General features: G+C 73.0%; 23 protein-coding genes. 12 read left to right on the top strand and 11 right to left on the bottom strand.

Annotation, left to right across the window (positions count from 1 at the left end):
• Window positions 1-17 precede the first annotated feature (17 nt).
• Together Asi02nite_RS15800 and Asi02nite_RS15795 are read right to left on the bottom strand one after the other, a co-directional pair.
• Entirely contained in the window at window positions 18-590 is a 573-nt protein-coding gene (locus Asi02nite_RS15800; protein WP_203713642.1) for an ArsR/SmtB family transcription factor, read from the bottom strand.
• A 57-nt stretch (window positions 591-647) separates the two neighbouring features.
• The gene (locus tag Asi02nite_RS15795; RefSeq protein ID WP_203713640.1) at window positions 648-1,475 is read right to left on the bottom strand and encodes an SDR family NAD(P)-dependent oxidoreductase; all 828 of its coding nucleotides are present in this window, start codon (window positions 1,473-1,475) and stop codon (window positions 648-650) included.
• A 44-nt stretch (window positions 1,476-1,519) separates the two neighbouring features.
• Here Asi02nite_RS15795 and Asi02nite_RS15790 point away from each other — a divergent pair, with 44 nt between their 5' ends.
• Complete coding sequence (locus Asi02nite_RS15790) at window positions 1,520-2,692, top strand: serine hydrolase domain-containing protein (RefSeq protein ID WP_203713638.1); 1,173 nt, start codon at window positions 1,520-1,522, stop codon at window positions 2,690-2,692.
• Here Asi02nite_RS15790 and Asi02nite_RS15785 read toward each other — a convergent pair.
• Window positions 2,689-3,732 (bottom strand): amidohydrolase family protein, encoded by a 1,044-nt coding sequence (locus tag Asi02nite_RS15785; RefSeq protein WP_203713636.1) that lies wholly within the window; start codon window positions 3,730-3,732, stop codon window positions 2,689-2,691. The genes Asi02nite_RS15790 and Asi02nite_RS15785 overlap by 4 nt on opposite strands.
• 58 nt (window positions 3,733-3,790) lie before the next feature.
• Here Asi02nite_RS15785 and Asi02nite_RS15780 point away from each other — a divergent pair, with 58 nt between their 5' ends.
• The 6 genes from Asi02nite_RS15780 (at window position 3,791) to Asi02nite_RS15755 (ending at window position 11,434) form a co-directional block, all read left to right on the top strand.
• A complete protein-coding gene (locus tag Asi02nite_RS15780) occupies window positions 3,791-4,249 on the top strand; it encodes a hypothetical protein (protein WP_203713629.1) in 459 nt (152 codons plus the stop codon).
• 75 nt (window positions 4,250-4,324) lie between these two features.
• Entirely contained in the window at window positions 4,325-5,791 is a 1,467-nt protein-coding gene (locus tag Asi02nite_RS15775; RefSeq protein WP_203713627.1) for a M28 family peptidase, read from the top strand.
• A gap of 167 nt (window positions 5,792-5,958) precedes the next feature.
• Complete coding sequence (locus tag Asi02nite_RS15770; RefSeq protein WP_203713625.1) at window positions 5,959-9,651, top strand: ABC transporter ATP-binding protein/permease; 3,693 nt, start codon at window positions 5,959-5,961, stop codon at window positions 9,649-9,651.
• A 72-nt stretch (window positions 9,652-9,723) separates the two neighbouring features.
• The gene (locus Asi02nite_RS15765) at window positions 9,724-10,164 is read left to right on the top strand and encodes a hypothetical protein (RefSeq protein ID WP_203713623.1); all 441 of its coding nucleotides are present in this window, start codon (window positions 9,724-9,726) and stop codon (window positions 10,162-10,164) included.
• Window positions 10,161-11,036 (top strand): MFS transporter permease, encoded by an 876-nt coding sequence (locus tag Asi02nite_RS15760; RefSeq protein WP_203713621.1) that lies wholly within the window; start codon window positions 10,161-10,163, stop codon window positions 11,034-11,036. The genes Asi02nite_RS15765 and Asi02nite_RS15760 overlap by 4 nt, the downstream gene beginning before the upstream one ends.
• Window positions 11,036-11,434 (top strand): thiol-disulfide oxidoreductase DCC family protein, encoded by a 399-nt coding sequence (locus Asi02nite_RS15755; protein WP_203713619.1) that lies wholly within the window; start codon window positions 11,036-11,038, stop codon window positions 11,432-11,434. The genes Asi02nite_RS15760 and Asi02nite_RS15755 overlap by 1 nt, the downstream gene beginning before the upstream one ends.
• Before the next feature lie 21 nt (window positions 11,435-11,455).
• Here Asi02nite_RS15755 and Asi02nite_RS15750 read toward each other — a convergent pair whose 3' ends face one another.
• Entirely contained in the window at window positions 11,456-11,830 is a 375-nt protein-coding gene (locus Asi02nite_RS15750) for a RidA family protein (RefSeq protein WP_203713618.1), read from the bottom strand.
• An 87-nt stretch (window positions 11,831-11,917) separates the two neighbouring features.
• On the opposite strand from Asi02nite_RS15750, the gene Asi02nite_RS15745 reads away from it, so the two are divergent.
• Together Asi02nite_RS15745 and Asi02nite_RS15740 are read left to right on the top strand one after the other, a co-directional pair.
• Complete coding sequence (locus Asi02nite_RS15745) at window positions 11,918-12,283, top strand: YciI family protein (RefSeq protein ID WP_203713617.1); 366 nt, start codon at window positions 11,918-11,920, stop codon at window positions 12,281-12,283.
• Window positions 12,284-12,304: 21 nt separating this feature from the next.
• Window positions 12,305-13,549, top strand: a complete 1,245-nt coding sequence (locus Asi02nite_RS15740) for an RNA polymerase sigma factor (RefSeq protein ID WP_444541771.1) — start codon at window positions 12,305-12,307, stop codon at window positions 13,547-13,549.
• On the opposite strand, the gene Asi02nite_RS15735 is transcribed toward Asi02nite_RS15740, so the two are convergent.
• From Asi02nite_RS15735 to Asi02nite_RS15725, 4 genes are all read right to left on the bottom strand, one after another.
• Window positions 13,503-14,126, bottom strand: coding sequence for a hypothetical protein (locus tag Asi02nite_RS15735; RefSeq protein WP_203713615.1), 624 nt, complete (start codon window positions 14,124-14,126; stop codon window positions 13,503-13,505). The genes Asi02nite_RS15740 and Asi02nite_RS15735 overlap by 47 nt on opposite strands.
• Window positions 14,123-14,257: a hypothetical protein gene (locus tag Asi02nite_RS42330; RefSeq protein ID WP_275410344.1), complete on the bottom strand. Its 135-nt coding sequence runs from the start codon at window positions 14,255-14,257 to the stop codon at window positions 14,123-14,125. Before Asi02nite_RS42330 ends, Asi02nite_RS15735 begins: the two co-directional genes overlap by 4 nt.
• A gap of 97 nt (window positions 14,258-14,354) precedes the next feature.
• Window positions 14,355-15,623, bottom strand: coding sequence for a cytochrome d ubiquinol oxidase subunit II (locus Asi02nite_RS15730; RefSeq protein ID WP_203713614.1), 1,269 nt, complete (start codon window positions 15,621-15,623; stop codon window positions 14,355-14,357).
• 4 nt (window positions 15,624-15,627) lie between these two features.
• Window positions 15,628-16,989, bottom strand: a complete 1,362-nt coding sequence (locus Asi02nite_RS15725; RefSeq protein WP_203713613.1) for a cytochrome ubiquinol oxidase subunit I — start codon at window positions 16,987-16,989, stop codon at window positions 15,628-15,630.
• 94 nt (window positions 16,990-17,083) lie between these two features.
• Here Asi02nite_RS15725 and Asi02nite_RS15720 point away from each other — a divergent pair, with 94 nt between their 5' ends.
• The 3 genes from Asi02nite_RS15720 to Asi02nite_RS15710 are packed head-to-tail and all read left to right on the top strand — an operon-like array spanning window position 17,084 to window position 19,640.
• Window positions 17,084-17,779: a response regulator gene (locus tag Asi02nite_RS15720; RefSeq protein WP_203713612.1), complete on the top strand. Its 696-nt coding sequence runs from the start codon at window positions 17,084-17,086 to the stop codon at window positions 17,777-17,779.
• On the top strand, window positions 17,776-19,188 hold the full coding sequence (locus tag Asi02nite_RS15715) for an ATP-binding protein (RefSeq protein WP_203713611.1): 1,413 nt from the start codon (window positions 17,776-17,778) through the stop codon (window positions 19,186-19,188). Before Asi02nite_RS15720 ends, Asi02nite_RS15715 begins: the two co-directional genes overlap by 4 nt.
• On the top strand, window positions 19,185-19,640 hold the full coding sequence (locus Asi02nite_RS15710) for a GerMN domain-containing protein (RefSeq protein ID WP_203713610.1): 456 nt from the start codon (window positions 19,185-19,187) through the stop codon (window positions 19,638-19,640). Before Asi02nite_RS15715 ends, Asi02nite_RS15710 begins: the two co-directional genes overlap by 4 nt.
• Here Asi02nite_RS15710 and Asi02nite_RS15705 read toward each other — a convergent pair.
• The 3 genes from Asi02nite_RS15705 to Asi02nite_RS15695 all read right to left on the bottom strand — a co-directional run bounded on the left by Asi02nite_RS15705 (window position 19,591) and on the right by Asi02nite_RS15695 (window position 22,460).
• A complete protein-coding gene (locus Asi02nite_RS15705) occupies window positions 19,591-20,583 on the bottom strand; it encodes a D-alanine--D-alanine ligase family protein (protein ID WP_203713609.1) in 993 nt (330 codons plus the stop codon). The two genes, Asi02nite_RS15710 and Asi02nite_RS15705, sit on opposite strands and share 50 nt — an antisense overlap.
• Window positions 20,580-21,737, bottom strand: coding sequence for an alanine racemase (alr, locus tag Asi02nite_RS15700; protein ID WP_239126745.1), 1,158 nt, complete (start codon window positions 21,735-21,737; stop codon window positions 20,580-20,582). Before alr ends, Asi02nite_RS15705 begins: the two co-directional genes overlap by 4 nt.
• 87 nt (window positions 21,738-21,824) lie before the next feature.
• On the bottom strand, window positions 21,825-22,460 hold the full coding sequence (locus tag Asi02nite_RS15695; RefSeq protein WP_203713606.1) for a DUF6962 family protein: 636 nt from the start codon (window positions 22,458-22,460) through the stop codon (window positions 21,825-21,827).
• Window positions 22,461-22,492 lie beyond the last annotated feature (32 nt).

The raw sequence follows: 22,492 nt of genomic DNA, 5'->3' as shown, positions 1-22,492 counted from the left end.
GGAGGAGCGGCGCGCGCTCACGGCTGGGCCGGCACGCCGTGGGCGAACACGAAGACCGGGCGGCGGGCCGGGTCGTCGGGCGTCTCCCGAGCGGACCACCGGTCGAAGACCGCGACCAGGTCGCGGCTCAACTCGACCAACTCCGTGGGGGTGAGGTGCAGCCAGCGGTCGGCGGCGAACGCGGCCTCACCCCAGACGGCCTGCTCGTCGTCGCCCGCCCCGTACCACTCCCGGACCAGACCCACCTGGCGGTCGAGGTTGAGTGACTCGGCCGCCTGCAGGACCGCCGCCTCGCCGGGGTCGTCGGCGAAGTCCTTGCCGGACCAGCGCAGCCCGGCGGAGACCGGGCGCCACCACCGTTCGCGGCGGTCGCGCGCCCGCTCGGGCGCCTCCTCGACCAGGCCGCAGTCGCGGAGCACCTTCATGTGGTGGCTGATGTTGGCCGGCGCCTGGCCGGTGCGCTCGGCCAGCGCGCCGACCGGCTGCGCACCGTAGACCGCCAGCACGTCGAGCAGCCGGCGGCGCAGGGGGTGCGACATCGCCGCGAGCACCCGGGAGTCGGTGACCTGTCGAACCTGACGTTCTGCCATGCGGACAGCGTCGCATGGCAAGAGATGTTGCGCAACAGCTCTTGCGGAATGGTTCTTTCAGAAGTCGGTCGAGCGCGACAGGCCGGCCCAGGCCTCGGTCTCCTCGGCGAGGTCGGCGTTGTGCCGCTGCGCCAGGCCCAGGGCGTCCGAGCCGAGCAGCAGCCGCTGCGGCGGGTCGTCGAGGCCGACGACGTCGACCAGCACCTGGCCGGCCTTGGCCGGGTCGCCCGCGGCCTGCCCGTCGTGCTCCTGCCGGTAGCGCACCATCGCACCCACCGTGTCGGCGTAGTCCGGCCCGCCGTCGTCCATCCGCATCGACGAGCCGGCCCAGTCCGTACGGAAGCTGCCCGGCTCGACGATCGTCATCTTGACGCCGTACGGCGCGAGCTCGCTGGCCAGCACCAGGGAGAAACCCTCCACACCGAACTTCGAGGCCTGGTACGGGGCGATGCCCGGCGTCCCGCCCACCCGGCCGCCGATCGACGAGAACTGGAGGTAGTGGCCGGAGCGTCGAGCCTTGAAATGCGGCAGCGCCGCCTTCGACACGTAGATGACCCCCATCAGGTTGACCTCGATCTGGTCGCGGAACTCGTCGAGCGAGGTGTGCTCGATCGGTGCGGTGTTCGCGTTGCCGGCGTTGTTGACCACCACGTCGTGCCGGCCGAACGCGTCGATCGCCGTCTCCACCGCGTGCTGCGCCGCGGCCGGGTCGCTGACGTCCAACGCGACCGCGCGTACCCGATCGGGGTCCTGCTCCACCAGATCGTCCAGATCGGCCGGCCGGCGGGCGGTGGCCACGACGTTGTCGCCGTTGTCCAGCGCCGCCGTGCAGATCGCCCGCCCGATCCCGCGCGAGCTTCCGGTGACGAGCCAGGTCTTCGTCATGTCGACACCCCCTCGCCCCACCGTAGGCGCGCTACCGTCGGCGCATGTTGTCGACGATGCGGCTGCGACGGCTGCGCGACGTGCTGACCGGATATGTGGAACGGGGCGATGTGCCGGGGGTGGTCGCCCTGGTCAGCCGGCGCGGGCAGGCACACGTCGAGGCGATCGGCACGACGGCGTACGGCGGCGGTCGCCCGATGAGCGCCGACACCGTCTTCCGGGTCAGCTCGATGAGCAAGCCGGTCACCGCGGCCGCGGTCATGATGCTGGTCGAGGAGTGCCGGCTGCGGCTGGACGACCCGGTCGACGCGTTGCTGCCCGAGTTGGCTGACCGCCGGGTGTTGCGCAGCCTGGGCGCGGCGCTGCACGACACCGTGCCCGCCTTCCGCCCGATCACGGTGCGCGACCTGCTGACGTTCACGTGGGGTTTCGGCCAGGTGCTCGCGCCGCCCGACGCGTACCCGGTGCTGAAGGCGGCCGTCGACCTCGGGATCGGCATGGGCGAGCCCCGGCCGCGGGAGATGCCCGACCAGGACGAGTGGCTCAAGCGGCTCGGGTCGCTGCCGCTGATGGCGCAGCCGGGCGAGAGGTGGCTCTACAACACCGGTTCCGACGTGCTCGGGGTGCTGGTCGCCCGGGCGAGCGGACTGTCCTTCTCGGACTTCCTGCAAGAGCGCATGTTTACCGCCCTCGAGATGCGCGACACCGGGTTCTCCGTGCCCGTCGGGTCGATCGACCGGCTTGCCCACGGCTACTGGGGTGACCCGCCCGAGCCGCTGGACACCCAGGAGGAGTGGCTGACCGCGCCGCCGTTCTTCTCGGGCGGCGGTGGACTGGTCTCCACTATGGACGACTTCTTCGCGTTCGGCCGGATGCTGTTGCGGGCGGGCGAGCAGCGGTTGCTCTCGCGGCCGGCGCTGGAGTTGATGATGGCCGACCACCTGACCTCGGGGCAGAAGGTGTTGCCGCACTGGGTGCCCGACGAGTTCGAGGCATCCGGGTGGGGCTTCGGTGGGAAGGTGACCACGCGGCGGCACACGATCGCCGACACACCCGGCCGGTACGGGTGGGACGGCGGCCTGGGCACCTCGTGGCGGGTCGATCCCGCGGAAGAGATGATCACCATTTTGATGACCCAGCGCGCGTGGCTGTCACCGTCGCCGCCGCCGATCCTTCGCGACTTCTGGACTTTGGCCTACCAGGCGATCGACGACTAGCCGACGCGCCGGCCGCGCAGCACGACCGCGCGGGGGTGGTCGAGTTGGCCGAGGTCCGTGCGGGGGTCCGCCGCGTAGACCACCGCGTCCGCGGGGGCGCCGGGTTCGAGGCCGGGCAGGCCGAGGTACGCACGGGCGGTCCACGAGCCCGCCGCCAGTGCCTCGTGCGCGGGCACGCCGGCCGCCGCCAGGGCGCGGATCTCGTCGGCGACCCGGCCGGTCGGGCGCGAGTCGGTGCCGGCGAGCAGCGTCACGCCGGCCTCGGCCGCCGCGGCCACCAGCCCTGGGTGGGCGCTCGCCCCTCCGACGTACCAGCGGCTGCCCGGGGTTTCCGGCTTGGCGCGGATGCGGTCGAGCGACGCGGTCAGGCCCGCCAGCGTCGGCGTCAGCGCCGTGCCCTGGCTCGCCATCTTGTGCAGCAGCAACGGATCCAGCCACATGCCGTGCTCGACCGAGTCGACCCCGGCCGCCACGGCCACCGCGCAGCCGTCCGGGTGCTGGGCGTGCACCGCCACCCGGCCGCCGACCGCGTGAACGGCGTCGACGACGGCCCGGACGACCGACTCGGGGAACGGCGGGTCGCCGGGTCGCCAGTCGCCGATCAGCTTGACCCAGCCGGTCGACGCCGCCTGGGCCGCGGCGAGCATGGGCAGGTCGGTATGGCTCGGGCGGCGGCCCCAACCGTCGAAGAACTGGCCCTGCTGGGCGAACCAGGGGCCGGCGTGCACGGCCCGGGGCAGGTCCGGGTCGGTGCCGAACCAGGCCGGCGGGTGGTCGGCGAGGCCGGGGGAGCGGATCAGCGCCACGCCGCTCTCCGCGTGCCGGCGGAGGTCGGCGCGGAGCAGGTCCTCGTCCAGCGGCCGGCCCGGCTCGTCGGCGCCGGGATGGGTGTGCGCGTCGACCAGGCCGGGCAGCAGCCAGCCCTCGGCGACCAGGTCGGCGCCGGCGACCGGGTCGGTCGTCCACATGTCACCGTCGGCATAGAGGTCGACGGGTTCGCCGTCGGGTAGTGCCCGGCCGCGGATCCGCAGAACGCCCATAGTCGTGGACGCTACTCGATGGACAGAAATTGTCGGAGGGGCGCGCTAGCGTCCTGCCATGCGAAACGACTTCGACTTCTTCGTGGGCTCCTGGACGTCGCACCACCGGCGGTTGCGCGAGATTCTCGCGGGCAGTGACGAGTGGTACGAGTTCGAGGGTGTCAGCCGCAGCTGGAGCGTCTTCGACGGGGCGGGCAACATCGACGAGATCACGTTCCCCACGGAGGGCTGGGGCGGGGTGACGATGCGGCTCTACGACGAGGCCCGCGACGAGTGGTCGCTCTACTGGGCCAGCAGCCGCACCGGCCTGGCCCTGCCGCCGGTGGTCGGCCGCTTCGAGAACGGCGTCGGCACCTTCACGGGCGACGAGGAGTTCGCGGGCCAGCCGATCACCGTGCGCTTCACCTGGTCCGACATCACGGCCGACTCGTGCCGGTGGGAGCAGGCGTTCTCGCCCGACAAGGGCGCGACCTGGGAGACCAACTGGGTCATGGAGTTCACCCGGACCGCGCCCTGATCGACGCCCGATCGGGTCGCGGGCTTCGCGTCCGACGCCTTGCCGTTGCATCGATCACCAACGATGATTTCTCGGATGGGAGACAACCGTGAAAGCCAGGAGCGACCCACGGCCACCCGCCGCGCGTTCCTGTCCACGTCCGCGGTCACGGCCGCGGTCACCGCCGCCGCGACCGTTCCGCTGGTCGGCGCGACACCCGCGCTGGCCGACAGCCGGTGGAGCGACCCGCCGGTCGGTGGGCCGGGCCGCCGGATCGGCCCGCAACGGCCCGGCGCGGCGTTGCGCCGCGCGCTGCGCGAGGTCGACGCCGACCGCATCGAGGCCGACGTGCGCCGGCTGGCCGCGTTCGGCACCCGGCACACGCTGTCGACGCAGACCGACCCGGTGCGGGGCATCGGCGCGGCCCGCGACTGGCTCTTCGACGCGTTCTCGCGGATCGCCGCGGCGTCCGGCGGTCGGATGACCGTCGAGAAGCAGTCCTTCACCCAACCGGTCTCACCCCGCGTCCCCACCCCGACCGTGATCACCAACGTGATCGCCACCCTGCGCGGCACCGTCACGCCCGACCGCGTCTACGTGCTGACCGGGCACTACGACTCGCGCATCACCGACGTCATGAACTTCACCGACGACTCGCCGGGCGCCGACGACGACGCGTCGGGCGTCGCGATCCTGCTGGAACTGGCCAGGGTGCTGGTCGGGCGGCCCCTCGCGTCGACGCTCGTGCTGGGCGCCGTGGCCGGCGAGGAGCAGGGCCTCTACGGCTCGATTCACATGGCCCAGCAGATGAAGGACGCCAACACCGACATCCAGGGCATGTTCTCCAACGACATCGTCGGCGCCAGCCGGGCCGACGACGGCACCCGCGAGCCGCGGGTGATCCGGCTCTTCGCCGAAGGCGTACCCACCGCGGAGACCCCGGCCCAGGGCAACACCCGGCGCGCGGTCGGCGGCGAGAACGACTCGGCGAGCCGACAGCTCGCCCGGTTCGTCGACGCGGTGGCCGACAACGACGAGACCGGCATGCACGTGCGGGTCATCTGGCGGCGCGACCGCTACCTGCGCGGCAGCGACCACATCTCGTTCCTCGAACGCGGCTACCCGGCGGGCCGGTTCACGGAGCCCAACGAGGACTTCGCGCACCAGCACCAGGACGTCCGGGTCGACGAGAACGGCAAGCAGTTCGGCGATCTGCCCGAGTTCTGCGATTTCGACTTCATCGCCCGGGTCGGCCGGGTCAACCTGGCGACGGTCTGGTCGCTCTCGGAGGCGCCCGGCACGCCCAAGGGCGTCGTCATCGTCACCACCAACCTGACCAACGACACCCAGCTCCGCTGGCAGGCCAACACCGAGCCCGACCTGGCCGGCTACGAGATCGTGTGGCGGGAGACCCGGGAGGACGACTGGACCCACGTCATCGACGCGGGCAACGTCACCGAGGCGGTGGTCGACCTCTCCAAGGACAACGTCTTCTTCGGTGTGCGGGCGTACGACCGCGACGGCAACCGCAGCCCGGTCGCCTTCCCGGTGCCCGGCAGCTGACCTCGAGCGTGCCCACCTCGCGCGTGCCGGCCGGGTCCCCGCGACACCGTCGGTGTCGCGGGGCACGGAGCGTGATCATTTTCGCGTTCGGCGGAGGCTAATTGCGTTGAGGGATCGGCGTTTCCGGCGCAGGCTGGAGGTTCGCCAACCCCGGGGGACGCACACCGATGCCTCTGCTTCGCGACCTCTGGTCGACCGCACCGCGACGCGTCGCCGTCGTGGCGGTTCTCGTGATCATCCAGGCCGTCGGCACGGCGGTCGCGGCGGCCCTGTCCGGCGCCGTGCTCGTCGACCGTTCGATGGCGGCGTTCCTGGTGCTGGCCGGCGCCCTGGTCGCCGCGGTGTTCAGCGACACCGCGGTCGGCCTGCTGATGGCGCGGGTCAGCGCCGACTGGACGGCCGACGTCCGGCGGCGGTTGTGCCGGGTGGCGCTCGGTCAGGACATCCCGCGCCTGGAGTCCACGCCGGTCGGCGAGCTGCTCGACCGGATCGACGGCGACGTCTACCAGATCGGCGGTGACCTGCGGGGCAGTGGCATCCGGGTCGTCCAGTCGCTGGCCATAGGCCTCGTCTCGGTGATCACCGCGCTGTTCGTCTGGTGGCCGGCCGGGATCGGCATGGTCGTGCTCGCCACCGTCCTGGTGCTCTGGCTGGCCAAGCCGACCCGCCGCATCGCGCCCGCCCGGATGGCCGAGGAAGAGGCCTGGTCCGACCTCGCCGCCGTGATGGAGGAGTCGATCCACGGCCAGGACGACGTGCGCACCTCGCTGGCCCGGCCCTACGTGCTGCGGCTCTTCGCCACCCAGTCGCGCGAGCTGCTCCGGCGCGCCCGCATCGTCTGGAAGCTCTCGGCCAACGTCACCACCATGGCCGTCGGCGTCATGCGCGTCGGTGTCGCGCTGGCCGTGGTCGGCGGCGTCTGGGCGCTGACCAGCGGGCGCATCGACGGTGCCCGGCTCACCGCGATCTGGCTGCTGGTCATCGGCTTCGCGGGCCTGGTCGAGCACATGAGCCGGATGGTCCCCGAGCTGCAGAACGCGCTCGGCGCGTGGGGCCGCGTGCTGCTGCTGAAGGCCTCGCCGCAGGAGCCGGTCGGCGGCACCCCGCCGCCCGACGCCGACATCGCGGTGCGCGGGCTGACGTTCCGCTACCCGGCGGCCGAGGGCGCGGGCCGGCCGGCCGCGCTGCGCGACGTCGACCTCTCCTTCGTACGCGGCCGCTCCTATGCCGTGGTCGGCCGCACCGGCTCGGGCAAGTCGACGCTGGCCAAGGTGCTGACGCGCTCGGTCGACGTGCCGCGCGGCACGGTCCGGTTCGGCGACACCGACCTGGTCGACATCGACCTCGACGGCCTGCGCCGGTGGGTGGCGATCGTCCCGCAACGCACCGAGATCCTGGCCGGCACGCTCGCCGAGAACGTCGCGCTCTTCGACCCCGACCTGATCGACCGGGCCGGGGCCGCGCTCGACGAGCTGGGCCTGTCGACGTGGGTGGCCGAGCTGCCCGAGGGCCTGGAGACCAGGCTCGGCGAGGGCGGCAACGTCCTGTCGGCCGGCCAGGAGCAGCTCGTCGCGTTCGCCCGGATCCTGGTACGCGACCCACACGTGGTGATCCTCGACGAGGCGACGGCCCGGCTCGACCCGGTCACCGAGGCCCGCGTGCAGCAGGCCACCCAACGCCTCCTCCGCGACCGCATCGGCATCGTGATCGCCCACCGCCTGTCTTCCGTGCGCCGCTGCGACGAGGTGATCGTGCTCGCCGACGGCGCGGTCCTCGAGGCCGGCCCGCTCCGCGAGTCGGAACGCTTCGCGGCCCTGATGGCCCGCAGCCGCGCCACGACCCCGGCGACCGCGGGCGGCGTCGCCCTGGCCGACCGCCCGGGCGACGCCGACGACTGGGACCTCGCCGACGACGACGCCCCGGACCCGACCGCGCAGCCGACCAACCCCACGTCCGCGCCCGCGTCCGCGGCGCGGACGGCGGCTCCGGCCGGCCTCGCGCTCGCCGCCACGGCTGCCGCCCACGCTCCGACCGATTCCGTGTCCGCGGCGGTGGCCGAGGGTGGTGCCGGGTCCGTGCCCGGGACGCGGGCCGGGGATGTGGCCGCGGGCCAGGCCGGGACCGCGACCGCGGTCACCGTCACCGTGCCGCCCAAGGCCGATCCGCCGCCCGTCGTCGAGGCCGCGCGGCCCGGCACACTGCGCGAGATCCTGCGGTTGATGACCAACGATCCGCGGTACGGGATCACGGGCCTCGTCATCTTCTGCTTCATGACCCTGCTCGGCCTCGACGGCTCGGTGCTGCCCTTCCTCTGGGCCGACCTCGTCGACGGCAGCGGCGACCTCCTCTGGCCGACCATCGGCATCATCGCGGGCCTGCTGGTCTACCTGCCGATGCCGTACGTCACCTCGATCTGGTACCCGGAGTGGTGGGTCCGGCAGATGCTGCGGATCAGCCTGCGGCTGCTGCACGGCCAGACCGGCCCCCGCCGGGTCTCCAAGCACACCCCGGCCGAGGTGGTCGCCCAGGCCGGCGACACCGAGCGGGTCGTGCTGCTCGCCGACCACCTCGTCGACCAGACGATCTGCGTGTTCATGCTGGTCTCGATGACGCTGGTCTCCCAGTCGCTGGTGCCGGCCGGCTTCTTCCTCGCCACGATCCTGGTCTCCGGCCTCGTCGCGACCGCGTTCGGTGGCAAGCTCGAGCGGCTCGCCCGCAGCACGGTAGCCGCCCGCGCCGCGTTCGCCACCGCGTTGGTCTCCTCGCTCTCCGCCGCCCGCACCGTCAAGCTCGCCGGTGCCAGCGAGCCCGTGCTCGCCCACCTCGCCCGGCTCGACCTGGTCCGCAGCGACAAGCAGCGGCGCGAGATCGCCACCCAGGTGCTGGCCCGGTCGACACCGTCGATGGTCAGCGGCCTGCTGCCGATCGGCGCCTGGGCGCTCTACCTCGGCGGCGGCCTGTCCGGCGGCGCCGCCCTGGTCACGGTCGCCACGCTCGGCGCGGCCCGCTGGTTCGCCTGGACCACGGCCTCGCTGGTCGCCCAGCTTCCGTCGGCCCGCGTGTGGACCCGGCGCACCGCCGCGATGGCCGGCCGACCCGACTACTCGGTGGAGGTGCCCGGCGTCGACATCTCGCTCGGCATCGCGCCCGCGCCGGTCGCGCCGCCCCGCACGCCGCTGCGCGAGTTGCGACTACGCGGCTTCACCGCGGTGCACGAGGACGGCACGCTCGGCGTCCGCGATGTCGACCTGACGATCGCGCGCGGCCAGCTCGTGCTGGTCGTCGGTCCCGTCGGCGCCGGCAAGTCGTCGCTGCTGCGGGCCATGGCCGGCATCGTGCACCACACCGGCGCGCTGCGCTGGAACGACGAGCTGGTCACCGAGCCGGAGCTGTTCCTGCGGCCCAACCAGGTCGGCTACGTCGGCCAGCTGCCGCGGGTGCTGTCGGGCACCGTCGCCGACAACATCCAGCTCGGCCACCAGGTCGACGCCGAGAACGCGGTGGCCGTCGCCCAGCTCTCGCACGACCTGTCGGCGGCCGGTGGCGGGCTCGGCCTGCTGATCGGGCACAAGGGCACCCGGCTCTCCGGCGGCCAGCTCCAGCGGCTGGCGTTGGCCCGGGCGCTGGCGCCACGCACCGAGTTGCTGATCGCCGACGACGTCTCGTCCGCACTCGACGTGACGACCGAGCTCGACCTGTGGCGCGCCCTGCGGGCCACCGGGGTCACGGTGATCGGGTCGACCTCGAAACAGGCTGCCCTGGCCCAGGCCGACCACGTGATCGTCCTGGTCGAGGGCACGGTCGCGGCGACCGGCTCGTGGCCCGAGCTGGCACCACGGTGGGGTCACCTCGCCGGCTGATGCCCTCGTGTGAACGACGTGGGTTATCTTCATGGCCGGCGGGTTGAACCCGCCGGTCACACGGGGGTCCAGATGGCACAGCTGACGGCCGGCGGCCGCGCCACGCGCGTCGTCGCGACGATCGTCGGCGTCGTGCTGCTGCTCGCCGGCACGCTCTGGGGCTACGACGACAAGTTCCCGTTCGGACCGTTCAGCATGTACGCGGGCGTCAACGGCCCCAACGAGCCCGCGCCCGACACCCGGGTCGAGGGCACCGACCGCACGGGCCGCACGATCGTGCTCAACGAGCGCAACGCGGGCGTGCGGCGGGCCGAGATCGAGGGCCAGGAGGGCGCGTACGTGGCCGACCCGGCGCGGCTGGCCCGGATCGCCGACGGATACCAGGGCCTCAACCCCGGCGCCGCGCCGCTCGACGAGGTCGCGCTGATCGTCCGGCTGCACGAGATCCACAACAGCAGTGCGACCGGCCGGTGGCACGACGACGTCCGCGCGGTCTGGCGACGCGCCTCGTGAGGGCCTGGCTGTTCGAGGCGGCGCCCCGCGGCCGGGTGGCCGCGCTGCGTACCCTCACCTATCTCTTCGTGGTCTTCGACCTGCTGGTCTACAGCTCCTGGGTGCGCACCCGGGGCGACGTGCCGACCGAGCTCTACCAGCCACTGTGGATCGGCCGGACCCTGCACCTGCCCGAGCCGACCACGGCGCTCGTCGCGGTGGTGTTCTGGGCGCTGCTCGTGCTCGCCCCGCTCGCCGCGACCGGCCGGTTCCCGCGGCTGCTCGGCTGGTTGGTCTTCGGGCTCTACTTCGAGTGGCTGATCATCGCGATGAGCTACGGGAAGGTCGACCACGACCGGTTCGCCTTCCTGATCGCGCTGGCCGTGCTGCCCACCGTCGGCCGGGCCCGGCACGGCGACCGCACGCCGAGCGAGGCCGCCGGGTGGGCGCTCCGGATGATCCAGATCGCCGTCGTGGCCACCTACTTCCTGGCGGCCTGGGCGAAGATCCGGTTCGGCGGGCTCGGCTGGATGACCGGCTCGGTCCTGGCCCGCGCGTTCATCCGCCGGGGCTCGGAGTTCGCGGACCTGATCGCGAGCGTGCCCTACCTGATGATCGCGGCCCAGATCGGCATGGTCACCTTCGAGGCGCTGAGCCCGCTGGTCTTCGCGCTCAAGGGCCGCTACCGCTACGCGACCATCGCCTTTTTCTACTCGTTCCACCTGCTCTCGTTCGCCACCATCTCGATCTCGTTCGCGCCGCACCTGATCGCGATGACCTCGTTCCTCCCCCTGGAGCGCGTGCGCCCGATCGAGTGGCTGCGCCGGGCGGTCACCCGCCGTCGCACCGCGGATAGTCTTGATCCGGTACCCGCGGAGATAGGCGGAGGCTGATGACCGAAACCTTTGTGTACGACGGCGACTGCGCGTTCTGCACCATGTGCGCGCGGTTCCTCGAACGCTGGATCCCGACCACCGCGACGGTCGTCCCGTGGCAGTGGGCCGACCTGACCGCGCTGCGCCTGACCCGCGCGCAGTGCGTCGAGGCGGTGCAGTGGGTCCCGGCCGACGGCGGCCCCGCCACCGCGGGCCCGGCGGCCATCGCCGACCTGCTGCGCTCCAGCCGGCAGCCGTGGCGCCTCGCGGGCGCGGTGCTCGGCCTGCGCCCGGTGACGGCCCTGGCCTGGCCGGCCTACCGCTGGGTCGCCCGCAACCGCCACCGCCTCCCCGGCGGCACCGCGGCCTGCGCGATCCCCACCGACTCCCCGGCCAACCGCCAGCCGTCGAGCTGACACACCGCCGCGCCGGACGACCTAGACGGCCGCGACGGCCTCGATCTCGATGAGGAAGTCCGGGTGCACCAGGCCCGCCACCCGCACCAGCGAACTCGTCGGCGGGCGTGCGGTGTCGACGAACTCGTCGCGGACCGCGCGTACGGTCGGCAGTTCCGCGGTGTCCGTGACGTAGATCGTCAGCTTGAAGACGTCGCCCCAGGTCGCGCCGCCGGCGGCCAGCGCCGCGCCGACGTTGCGCAGGACCTGCCGGGTCTGCGCCGCCCAGTCACCCACCGCCACCGTGCCGTCGGTGTCGACGGGCACCTGGCCGCTGGTCCAGACCAGCCGGCGGCCCGGCGGCACAGAGGCGACCTGGCTGTATCCGTTCGGAGTGGGCAAGGCGAGATCGGTCACGCCGAAATCCTCGCACCTGGCTGTCGATCCGGGCCGGGTGCCTTCGTGTAGCTGTTGAATGGCCCGATACGGAGAGGATCCGAGACCATGAGGCACTACCTGTTGGCGGTCCAGCAGCCCGGCGACGGCAGCCGCCTGCCACCGGCGGAACTCGAGCCGATCATCAAGGAGGTCGAGGCGGTCAACGAGGAGTTGCGGGCCTCCGGGGCCTGGGTGTTCGCGGGAGGGCTGCACCCGGTGAGCGCGACCACGGTCGTCCGGCACGACGGCACCGACTTCGTGCTCACCGACGGCCCGTACATCGAGGGCAAGGAGCATCTCGGCGGCCTGACCGTGCTCGCCGCCGACGACCTCGACGAGGCCCTGCGTTGGGCCCGGAAGTTCGCCAAGGCGACCCGGCTGCCCATCGAGGTGCGCCCGTTCCACGGCGATCCCGCCACACACCTTCCCTGACCGCGGAGCACAATGCGGGTCGTGTCCACGGCGGAGGTCGAGCAGGTCTTCCGCGCGGAGTACGGCCGCGCTGTCGCTGTCCTGGTCCGCGTCTTCGGCGACATCGACACCGCCGAGGACGCGGTCCAGGACGCGTTCGCGACCGCGGTGCTGCGCTGGCCCGAGACCGGCCTGCCGCCCAGCCCCGCCGGCTGGATCATCACGACCGCCCGCAATCGCGCGATCGACAAGGCCCGGCGCGAGTCGACGCGGGACGCCCGCCAGGCCGAGGCCACCCTGCTGTACGGCGCGGGCCAGGAGCCGGCGACGCCCGACGCGATCGGCGACGACCGGCTGCGGCTGATCTTCACGTGCTGCCACCCGGCGCTGGCGAAGCCCGCGCGGATCGCGCTGACGCTGCGCCTCCTCGGCGGGCTGAGCACCGCGGAGATCGCGCGGGCCTTCCTCGTGCCCGAGGCGACGATGGCGCAGCGGCTGGTCCGGGCCAAGGGCAAGATCCGGGACGCGGGCATCCCGTACCGGGTGCCGAGCGCGGCCGACCTCCCGGAGCGGCTGCGGGCGGTGCTCGCGGTCGTCTATCTGATCTTCAACGAGGGCTACACCGCGACGTCCGGGGACGCGCTGACCCGCGAGCCGCTGACCAGCGAGGCGATCCGGCTGGGCCGGCTGCTCGCCGGCCTGCTCCCGGACGAGCCCGAGGTGGCCGGCCTGCTCGCGCTGATGTTGCTCACCGACGCCCGCCGGGCCGCGCGCACCGACGCCGACGGTGATCTCGTGCTGCTCAGGGACCAGGACCGCAGCCGCTGGGACGGCCGCCAGATCGCCGAGGGCCGGGCCGTCGTGCGTGCCTGCCTGGCGGGCGGCCGGCCGGGTCCCTACCAGATCCAGGCCGCGATCAGCGCGGTGCACACCGACCCCGGCGGCACCGACTGGCGCCAGGTCGTCGCGTTGTACGACCAGCTGATGGCGATCGCCCCGAGCCCGGTCGCGGCACTGCACCGCGCGGTCGCGGTGGCCGAGGTCGACGGCCCGGCGGCGGCGCTGGACCTGGTGGCCGGGCTCGACCTGGACCGCTACCACCTGTACCACTCGGTGCGGGCCGACCTGCTCCGCCGGCTCGGCCGTGACCCGGAAGCCGCCCGCGCCTACGACGCGGCGATCGCCCGCACCGACAACGCCGCCGAGTTGCGCTTCCTCACGCGTCGCCGGGCGCAGGTGGTCAGCGGGGCAGCAGGCCGCTCACGTCGATCGGGGGGTACGCCTTGACCATCGACGAACGGTCGCCGAACACCTCGACCGACGGGTAGCTGCGGGCGAGCTGGTTCTCCCACTTGCGCGGCGAGCCCAGGTAGAGCACGAGCTCCACGGTCTTCACCACGCGGCCGTCGGGCAGCTCTGTGCGCCGGCGCTCGTCGAAGATGTAGCGCGACTCACCCAACGCCCGGACCAGGTTGGCCTGCGTCGGCATCGCGTACTCCAGCGCGACGATCTTGCTGTGCTGCGCGCGGAAGCCGCGCTCGCCGACCTCGACCCGGCCCCAGGCCTCGACCACGCCGGTCACGACGGCGCCGGGGTGGAGCACCGAGTCGGCCGCGAGCTGGTCGTCGTCGGGGCGGTGGCAGGCGTAGATGCCGCAGGCGCAGTCGGCATGGGGGGCGGTGTGGTCCGTCTGGGGATGACGGCAGATCGCGCGCATGGGGGAGTGCCAGATGTGGTTCTGGGTCACCGCCTTGAGCCTCATGTCGAGGGTGACCTCCCACTGGCGGTAACCACGTAGGGTTCCGGCCACGAAGGTCGACGGTCTGTCCGCGCTGAACTGGTCCTGGAAGGGCGACCGGGTCACGTGGTTGCAGGCTCCTTCACCGGTGCCGGTTCGACCGGGGCGGGGGTGACGGCGGGTTCGACGACAGGTGCGAACGGGTCGCTGTGCAGGGGAGCGAACTCGTACTCGTGCGTCTCCTTGCCAATGTCCATGACGGGCAGACTACAAGGCCCTGAGCTGCGTATTCGCTGCCGGGAGCCGGACTTCCGGAGCAGGCACAGACCGCCCGAGTCGGAAATATCCGAACTGTTACCAGGGACGGCGCAGCAGGTCGCGCAACGACCGGCCCGCGACGGGCTCCGCCGGCCGGGCCGCGAGCTCCGTCGGGCCGACCGCCCGGAAGCCCGCCAGCATCGCGATCAGCAGGAAGATGAGCCCGAAGATGTGCGCCACCGTCGGCTCCGCGATCGTCAGCAGCACGACCCCCGTGATCAGGAAGCCGATCGCCGTCTGCGCCGCGTGCTTGCGCCGCTCCCGCGACACGGTCCCGCCGGGCACCGCCGGCGGACCCTGCGTGGTCGGGTCGAAGCTCCCGGTCAGGGTGAGCCGGAACAGCAGCGCCAGGCTCGGGAACAGCACGACCGCGCCGACGGCCAGCGAGACGATCAGGGCGATCAGCGTGGTGTCGTTGGCCGCCGCGTCCTCGATGGTGACCGTCGTCGGCAGCAGGTAGGGGCGCTGGGCGACCGCCCACCCGACGATCACCGCGGCCACCGCCAGCGCCGCCGCGATCCGCGCCGCGGTGAACCGGCGCACCACCACGAGGCCCATCGCGACCAGCCCGGCGACCCCGCTGACCACCACGGGCACGAGACCCCAGCCCGAGGTCAGCCCGTCGAAGAGCCGCGGCGAGTCGGCCCGCACCACGAACAGGCCGCCGACGGCGAGCCCGCCGGCCACCAGGCCCGCGAGCAGCGCCCGCGACCGGAACGACTCGACCAGGTCGGGCTCCCGCAGCCGGTGCGCGTCGGCCGCGAGGAAGACCGCGGCCAGGAACGCGCCCGTCACCACCGCGAGGAAGCCCGCCAGGATCGACGTGCCGCCGGTCCAGCTCGCCACCTCGGCGCCGAGCGCGTTGCCCGGCGGGACGTGGCCGCTCGCGATGGCGCCGATCACGCTGCCGAGCATGTACGGCGTCATGATCGAGGCGGCCGCGAACGACACGTCGATGTACCGCCGCTGCCGGGCGTTCGCCGCGTTCTGCAGGGCGTACGACATGCCCCGCAGGATGATGCCCAGCGCCGCGAGGAAGATCGGGATCGCCAGCGTCGAGAAGACGGCCCCGAAAACGGTCGGGTACGCCGTCCAGAGCACCGTGATCACCAGGATCAGCCAGACGTGGTTGGCCTCCCAGACCGGCGCGTTCGCGTGGTGGCAGTGGTCCCGGATCCGCCGGCCGTGCGCACCGCCACCGGCGGAGAGCTGCCACACCCCGGCGCCGAAGTCCGCTCCGGCCAGCAGCGTGTAGAGGATCAGGCCGATGACGACGACGGCCGCGGGCAGGGTCTGCAGCACCATGGCGTCAGCGCGCTTGGCTGAGCGGGTGCACGGCGTCGATCTGGTCGTCGGGCGGCTCGGCCATGGGCACCCGGGCCAGCCGGACGAGCACCCAGCCGACCGCGATCACCAGCGCCAGGTAGACGGCCGCCAGCACGCCGTAGCCGACGGGGATGCCGGAGGCGCCCGTGACGGCCTCCTCGGTGCGCATCACCTCGTACACGACCCAGGGTTGCCGACCGACCTCGGTGGTGATCCAGCCGGCGAGCAGCGCGATCACCGAGAGCGGGCCGCAGAGCACGACCGCCCGGTAGAACCACGGGCTCACCGGCAGCCCGCCGCGCCGCCAGCGCAGATAGAGGAAGAGCACCGCCACCAGGGCCATGAACGAGCCGGCGAAGACCATGCTCTGGAAGGCGTAGCGGACCACGTTGACCGGCGGCTGGTCCTCCAGCGGCACGACGTCGAGGCCCTGCACGGTGGAGTTGATGTCGTGGAAGGCCAGCAGCGAGAGCAGCTTGGGGATGCCGAGGCCCCAGATCACGTCGCCGTTCTGGTACCAGCCGAAGATGTGCAGCGCCGCGCCCTTGGTGGTCTGGCCTAGCCCTTCCATCGCCGCCAGCTTCACCGGCTGGTTCTTGGCCACCTCCCGGGCCACCCAGTCGCCGACCAGCAACTGCACCGGCGACGCGACCGCGGCCGCGGTCATCGGCACGGCGAACGCGGTGCGCTCGTAGCGCCCCCACCGGCCGCGCAGGGCATAGGTGGCGTACGCGGCGGCGACCAGGAACCCGGTGACGATGAAGCCGGCGACGTACATGTGCACGAACTCATGCCAGAAGTACGAGTTGGCGAACAGCGCCTTGGCCGCGTTGGACTCCACCACCTGCCCGTTCTCGTACGTGAAGCCCTTCGGGTGGTTCATCCAGCCGTTGACCGCGATCACCATGAACGAGCCGACCACGCCGGCGACCACGATGGGCAGCCCGGCGTAGAAGTGGGTGCGCGGGGCGAGCCGGTCCCACCCGTACACGTAGATCCCGATGAAGATGGCCTCGAGGAAGAACGAGAAGCCCTCGATCGCGAAACCGAGTCCGAAGACCTCGCCGAACGTCGCGGTGAAGTTCGGCCACAGCAGCCCGAGCTCGAAGCTGAGGATCGTGCCGGTGACCACGCCCGCGGCGAACAGCGCCACCATGACCTTCGACCAGCGGCGGGCCAGGGTCCGGTACATCTCGTCGCCGGTGCGCAGGTAGCGCCACTCGACGAAGAGCACCAGCGCGGGAAAGGCGATCCCGAAGCAGACCAGCGGGATGTGCACCACGAACGACAGCGCCTGCATCTGGCGGGCTTCGAGCAGGTAGTCCTGCGCCAGCAACTCAGTCATCGACACGTCACGCTACGCGTTGGTAACTGGCCGGGGTGGCCAAACGCACAACGTGAGCGGCGGTCACCTCGACGCCAAATGCGATAGTTGTGCCATGTCACGGGTGCTGCTGATCGAAGACCATCACACCGTACGGGAAGGTCTGCGAATCGCGCTCACCCGGCAGGGCCACGCCGTGGACGCCGTCGACAGCGGCGAGCGGGCCCTGGAGATCCTGGCCGCCGCGCCCGCCGACGTCGTGGTGCTCGACCTGATGCTGCCCGGCATGGACGGTTTCGAGGTCTGCCGGCGCATCCGCGCCGACCAGGACCTGCCGATCATCATGCTGACCGCCCGCGACGACGACATGGACGTGGTGGCCGGCCTGGAGGCCGGCGCCGACGACTACGTGGTCAAGCCCGTGCAGGCCCGGGTGCTGGAGGCGCGGATCCGGGCGGTGCTGCGGCGCACCAACGGGCGGTCGCCGTCGCCGTCGCCCGGGGCGGCGGCGACGGAGAAGCACGGCGACCTGACCATCGACCGGGCCGCGCTGGTGGTCCGCAAGGCCGGCGAGCCGGTCGGTCTCGCGCCCACCGAGCTGCGGCTGCTGCTGGAGCTGTCCGCGACGCCGGGCCGGGTGCACAGCCGCCAGCAGCTCCTCGAGGCCGTCTGGGACCAGGGCTACCTGGGCGACTCGCGGCTGGTCGACGCGTGCGTCCAGCGGCTCCGGGCCAAGATCGAGGACGACACCACGGCACCGGCGTACGTGCAGACGGTCCGCGGGTTCGGATATCGGTTCGGGCCCCTGTGACGGGATTCGCCCTCGGCCTGCGCGGTCGCCTGCTGCTCGCGTTCGCGGTGCTCGGGCTGACCACGACCGCGCTGGTCGCGGGCGTCAGCTACGGGCAGGCCCGCACGGTGATCCTGCAGAAGGCCCAGGACGCGGCGGTGCTCTCGCTGGTCGACGAGGTCAAGCGGCTCCCGCCGGTACGCGAGCTGCCGCCGAGCCAGGACCAGCTCGACGCGATCGCGCGGGTGGTCAGCGCCGGACCCGATCCGTCCGTGGTGGCCTACCGCGGCGCCGGCGCCTCGTCGATCGGGATCACGCTCGGCGACATCCCCGCCGACCTGCGCTCCGCCGTGCCGGGCGGCCGGGTGGTCTGGCAGCGGGTGTCCGACGGTGGCACGCCCGTGCTGGCCATCGGCACGCAGCTGCTGGCCGAACGGCCGGACGGCGGCACCGAGCCCACCGGGATCGAGGTCTACCGGCTCCACCCGCTCGGCGAGGAACAGCACAGCATCGACCAGCTCGCCGCGCTGGCCTGGTCGACCGGCGCCGCGTCGCTGGTGCTGGCCGTGCTGCTCGCCCTGCTCGCCGCGCGCGGCGTGCTGCGCCCGGTGCGCGAGCTGGGTCGCGCCGCCCGCCGGCTCGGCGAGGGTCACCTGACGACCCGGGCGACGGTGCGGGGCAGCGACGAGCTGGCCGGCGTGGCGCAGATCTTCAACCAGACCGCCGAGCGGCTCGAGCACCAGGTAGGCGAGCTGCGCCGGATGGAGGCCGACGCCCGGCGCTTCGTGGCCGACGTGTCGCACGAGCTGCGTACGCCGCTCGCCGCGATGACCGCGGTGACCGACGTGCTCGACGAGGAGGCGGCGCGGCTGCCCGGCGACGCGGGCAAGGCCGCGCGGCTGGTCAGCCAGGAGACGCAGAACCTGGCGCACCTCGTCGAGGACCTCATCGAGATCAGCCGGTTCGACGCCGGGACCGCCGCGCTCTCCCTCGACGAGATCGACGTCGGCGCCGCGATCCGGGCGACGCTGCGCGCCCGCGGCTGGGCGGAGCAGGTCGACACCGAGCTGCCCGCCGGCATCGTCGCGCGGCTCGACCCGCGCCGGCTCGACGTCGTCGTCGCCAACCTGGTCGGCAACGCGCTGCGGCACGGCGCGACCCCGGTCTCGGTGCGGCTGCGGGCGGCCCCGGGCTGGGTCGAGGTGACCGTCGCCGACCACGGGCCGGGCCTGCCCCCCGAGGTGCTGGCGCGCGCCTTCGACCGCTTCTACAAGGCCGACAGCGCCCGGTCGCGCTCCGACGGCGCCGGGCTGGGCCTCGCCATCGCACTCGAGAACGCCCGGCTGCACGGCGGCACGCTCGTCGCCGGCAACGGGTCACCGCGGGGGGCCGTCTTCACCCTGCGCCTGCCGTCCGGAGGTGAGGCATGAGGCGCGCGGCCGCCGCCGGCCTGCTGCTGGTGTTCCTGCTCGCCGGGTGCGGCGTACGGCCGAGCGACGTGATCATCGGTGGCCCGGCGCCGGTCGGCACGGTCGGCGGCGCGCGGATCTACCTGCTCGTCGGCGACGAACCCAGCGTGGTGCTGCGCGGCCCGCGCACCGCCCTGCCGGCCGACGTGCTGACCGAGCTCGCCGACGGGCCGACCCCGGCCGAACGGCAGCAGGGCTTCAACACCGAGGTGCCGCCGGAGATCGCACCGGCGAAGCTCGGCTTCTCGGGCGACGGCACGGTCGTCTCGCTGTCGGCGGACGTCGACGCGCTCTCGGTGCTCGGGGTGGTGCAGATCGTCTGCACCGTGCAGGCGGTGACCTCCGCCGCGCCGGTGACGCTGGTCAGAGGTGAGCAGCGTCGCGGACCGCTGACCTGCCCGAAGGATCTTTGACCGCACCGGCGATCAGGATGTCCAGCAGCTCCGGGTAGCTGATGCCGGCCCGCTGCCAGATCTGCGGGTACTGCGACGCGCTGGTGAAGCCGGGGAACGTGTTGACCTCGTTGACCACCGGCTCCCCGTCGACCTCGGGGAGGAAGAAGTCGACGCGGATCAGCCCGCGGCAGCCGAGCGCGTGGAACGCCCGGATCGCCCGGTCCCGCAGGATCGCGGTGGTCGCCGGGGGCAGGTCGGCCGGGATCTGGAAGCGCGCCCCGCCCGCGTACTTGGCGTCGTAGTCGAAGAAGCCCGCGCCGGTCACGGTGATCTCCAGCGGCGGGCCGGCCTCGACCCGGCCGTCCGGGTGCTCCAGCACGGCCACGTCGACCTCGCGGCCGATCACGGCCGGCTCGACCAGCACCTTGTCGTCGAACATCCGGGCCAGGGCGAGGGCCTTGGGCAGCTGCCACCATTCGGTCACGCGGGAGACGCCTAGGCTCGAACCGGCCCGGGCCGGCTTGACGAACACCGGCAGGTTCAGCCGCTCCTGGTTGTTCGGCTCGAGGTGGGCGCCGGCACGCAACGTTACACCACCGGCGACGCGCAGCCCGTCGGCGGCGAGCAGCGTCTTGGTGACCGCCTTGTCCATGCCGGCCGCGCTGGCCAGCACCCCGTTGCCGACGTACGGGACGTTGAGCCACTCCAGCACGGCCTGGACCGTGCCGTCCTCGCCGTACGGGCCGTGCAGGGCGGGAAAGACCACGTCCTGCGCGGCGAGCACGTCGAGGGCGGCGCCGAACGAGACCGGCACCTGGTCGACGTGCCACTGCCCGTCACGACCGATCAACACCTCGGTCACCGTGTACGCGTCGCCCAGGTTGGCGATGATGCTGGCCGCCGAGTTGCGGGAGACCTCGTGCTCCCCGCTCCGGCCGCCGAACAGCACAGCGATCTTCATGCCGTAACCCCTGTGTACCGCCGGGCCACCCGGGCACCGATGCCGGTCAGAATGTCGTTCGGATTGGTGCCCGCCCAGCGCGCCCAGTCGGCCGCGGTGGGCTCGCCCGCCGTCCCGGGCCCGAAGAGCGTGACGGTGTCGCCGAGCCGCACCGGGCGGTCGCCGACGTCGACCACGACCTGATCCATGGTGATCCGGCCGACGACCGGGCAGCGCCCGCCGCCGACCAGCACCTCGGCCCGCCCCTCGGCGGAGCGGGGCAAACCGTCGGCGAAGCCGACCGGCACGAGCGCCAGCGTGGTCGGCGCACCCGTGACGTGGTCGGGGCCGTACGAGACGCCGGTGCCGGCGGGCACCCGCTTGAGGTTGACGACGCTGGACCGCAGCGTCATCGCGGGCCGCAGCCCGAAGTTGGCGTGGCCCACCGGCTCGACGCCGTAGACCGCCAGCCCGACCCGGCAGATGTCGAACCGGGTCGCCGGCGCGGTGAGCGCGGCGGCGGAGTTGGCGAGATGCAGCAGCACGGGATCGAGCCCGGCGGCGCGGGCGACCCGCACAGCGGCCCGGAACGCGCTGACCTGCCGGCGGACCAGCGGCGAGCCGGGCTGGTCGGCGTCCTGGAGGTGCGACCAGACGCCCCGGACCCGGACGCTCCCCGCCGTCTCGTAGGCGCGGGCCAGGGCGACCAGGTCGCCCCACTCGTCCGCGCGGGCCCCGTTGCGGGACAGGCCGGTGTCGACCTTGAGCTGCACCATCGCGGTCTGCCCGCAACGGGCGGCGGCCGCGGCGACCGATCGCAGGTGCGGCACGGTCGAGACACTGACGTCGACGCCGGCCGCGAGCAGGGGCCCGAAATCCTCGTCGGGGCGGTGCAGCCAGCTCAGGATGGGGGCGGTGATGCCGCCGGCGCGCAACGCGAGCGCCTCGGCGGACGAGGTGACGCCGAGCCAGGTGGCACCGCCGTCGAGCGCGGCGCGGGCGGCCGCGGCGGCGCCGTGCCCGAACCCGTCGGCCTTCACGACGGCCATCACGTCGGTCCGGGTGACCGCCCCGATGGTGCGGACGTTGGCGGCGATCGCACCGAGATCGATCACGGCCTCGGCGAGCGCGGCCGACGTACCGGCGACGGGCGAGGTGGTCGCGTGGCTGATCACCCGGGAGACGGTGCCAGCACGATGTCCGGGCGCCATCCCCGGAATGTCACGAACGAGTAATAACCAAGGTCACGGCCGTGACCGCGGCTACGTGGCCACCTGCGGCGTGGGGCGGCGGCGGGTCGGGGCGATCGCGCGGTAGAGCAGCACGATGCCGACGATCTGGGCCAGGTGGTAGAGCGAGTCGCCGTCCAGGGGCGAGAGGTCCGCGGAGATCACCTTCGTCCCGGCGGCCGCGCCGCTGGCCACGATGGCGATCAGCACCGGCAGCGCCAGCGGGTGGCGGTGCCGGGCCGCCCAGGCCCACAGGCCGACGATGCAGGCGAACGTGATCGACTCGCAGAGGATCAGGGCGCCGACGCCGGCCCCGGTCGTGATCGCCAGGCCGAGGTAGGCGCCGAGCCCGGCCGCCCGCAGGGCCCAGAAGACCCGCCGGTGGCCCGGGCCGAGCACCTCCTCCACCGTGGCGGCGAGCAGGTAGGAGACGCCGAGCACGATCATGACGCTGATCAGCGTCCAGCTCACCGTCGCCACCGCCGGCCACCGGACGAGGAAGCCGTGATGGACGAAACCGCCCAGCGCGGACAGGGCGATCCAGCCGAGGGCGATCTCCCAGTACCGGTGCCGCGGCGCGACCCGGTGCCGGAGGAGGGCGACCACCAGCGCGCACACGACCAGGCCGAGGAGCAGGTCGGTGAGGGACTGCGCCGGTTGCGCCAACATCACTCCACGCTACGCGCCGTGCCGGACCAGCC

This window comes from Asanoa siamensis (genome assembly GCF_016862555.1).
GTDB classification, from domain to species: Bacteria; Actinomycetota; Actinomycetes; order Mycobacteriales; family Micromonosporaceae; genus Asanoa; species Asanoa siamensis.
This window is presented reverse-complemented; position numbering and strand designations above follow the sequence as displayed.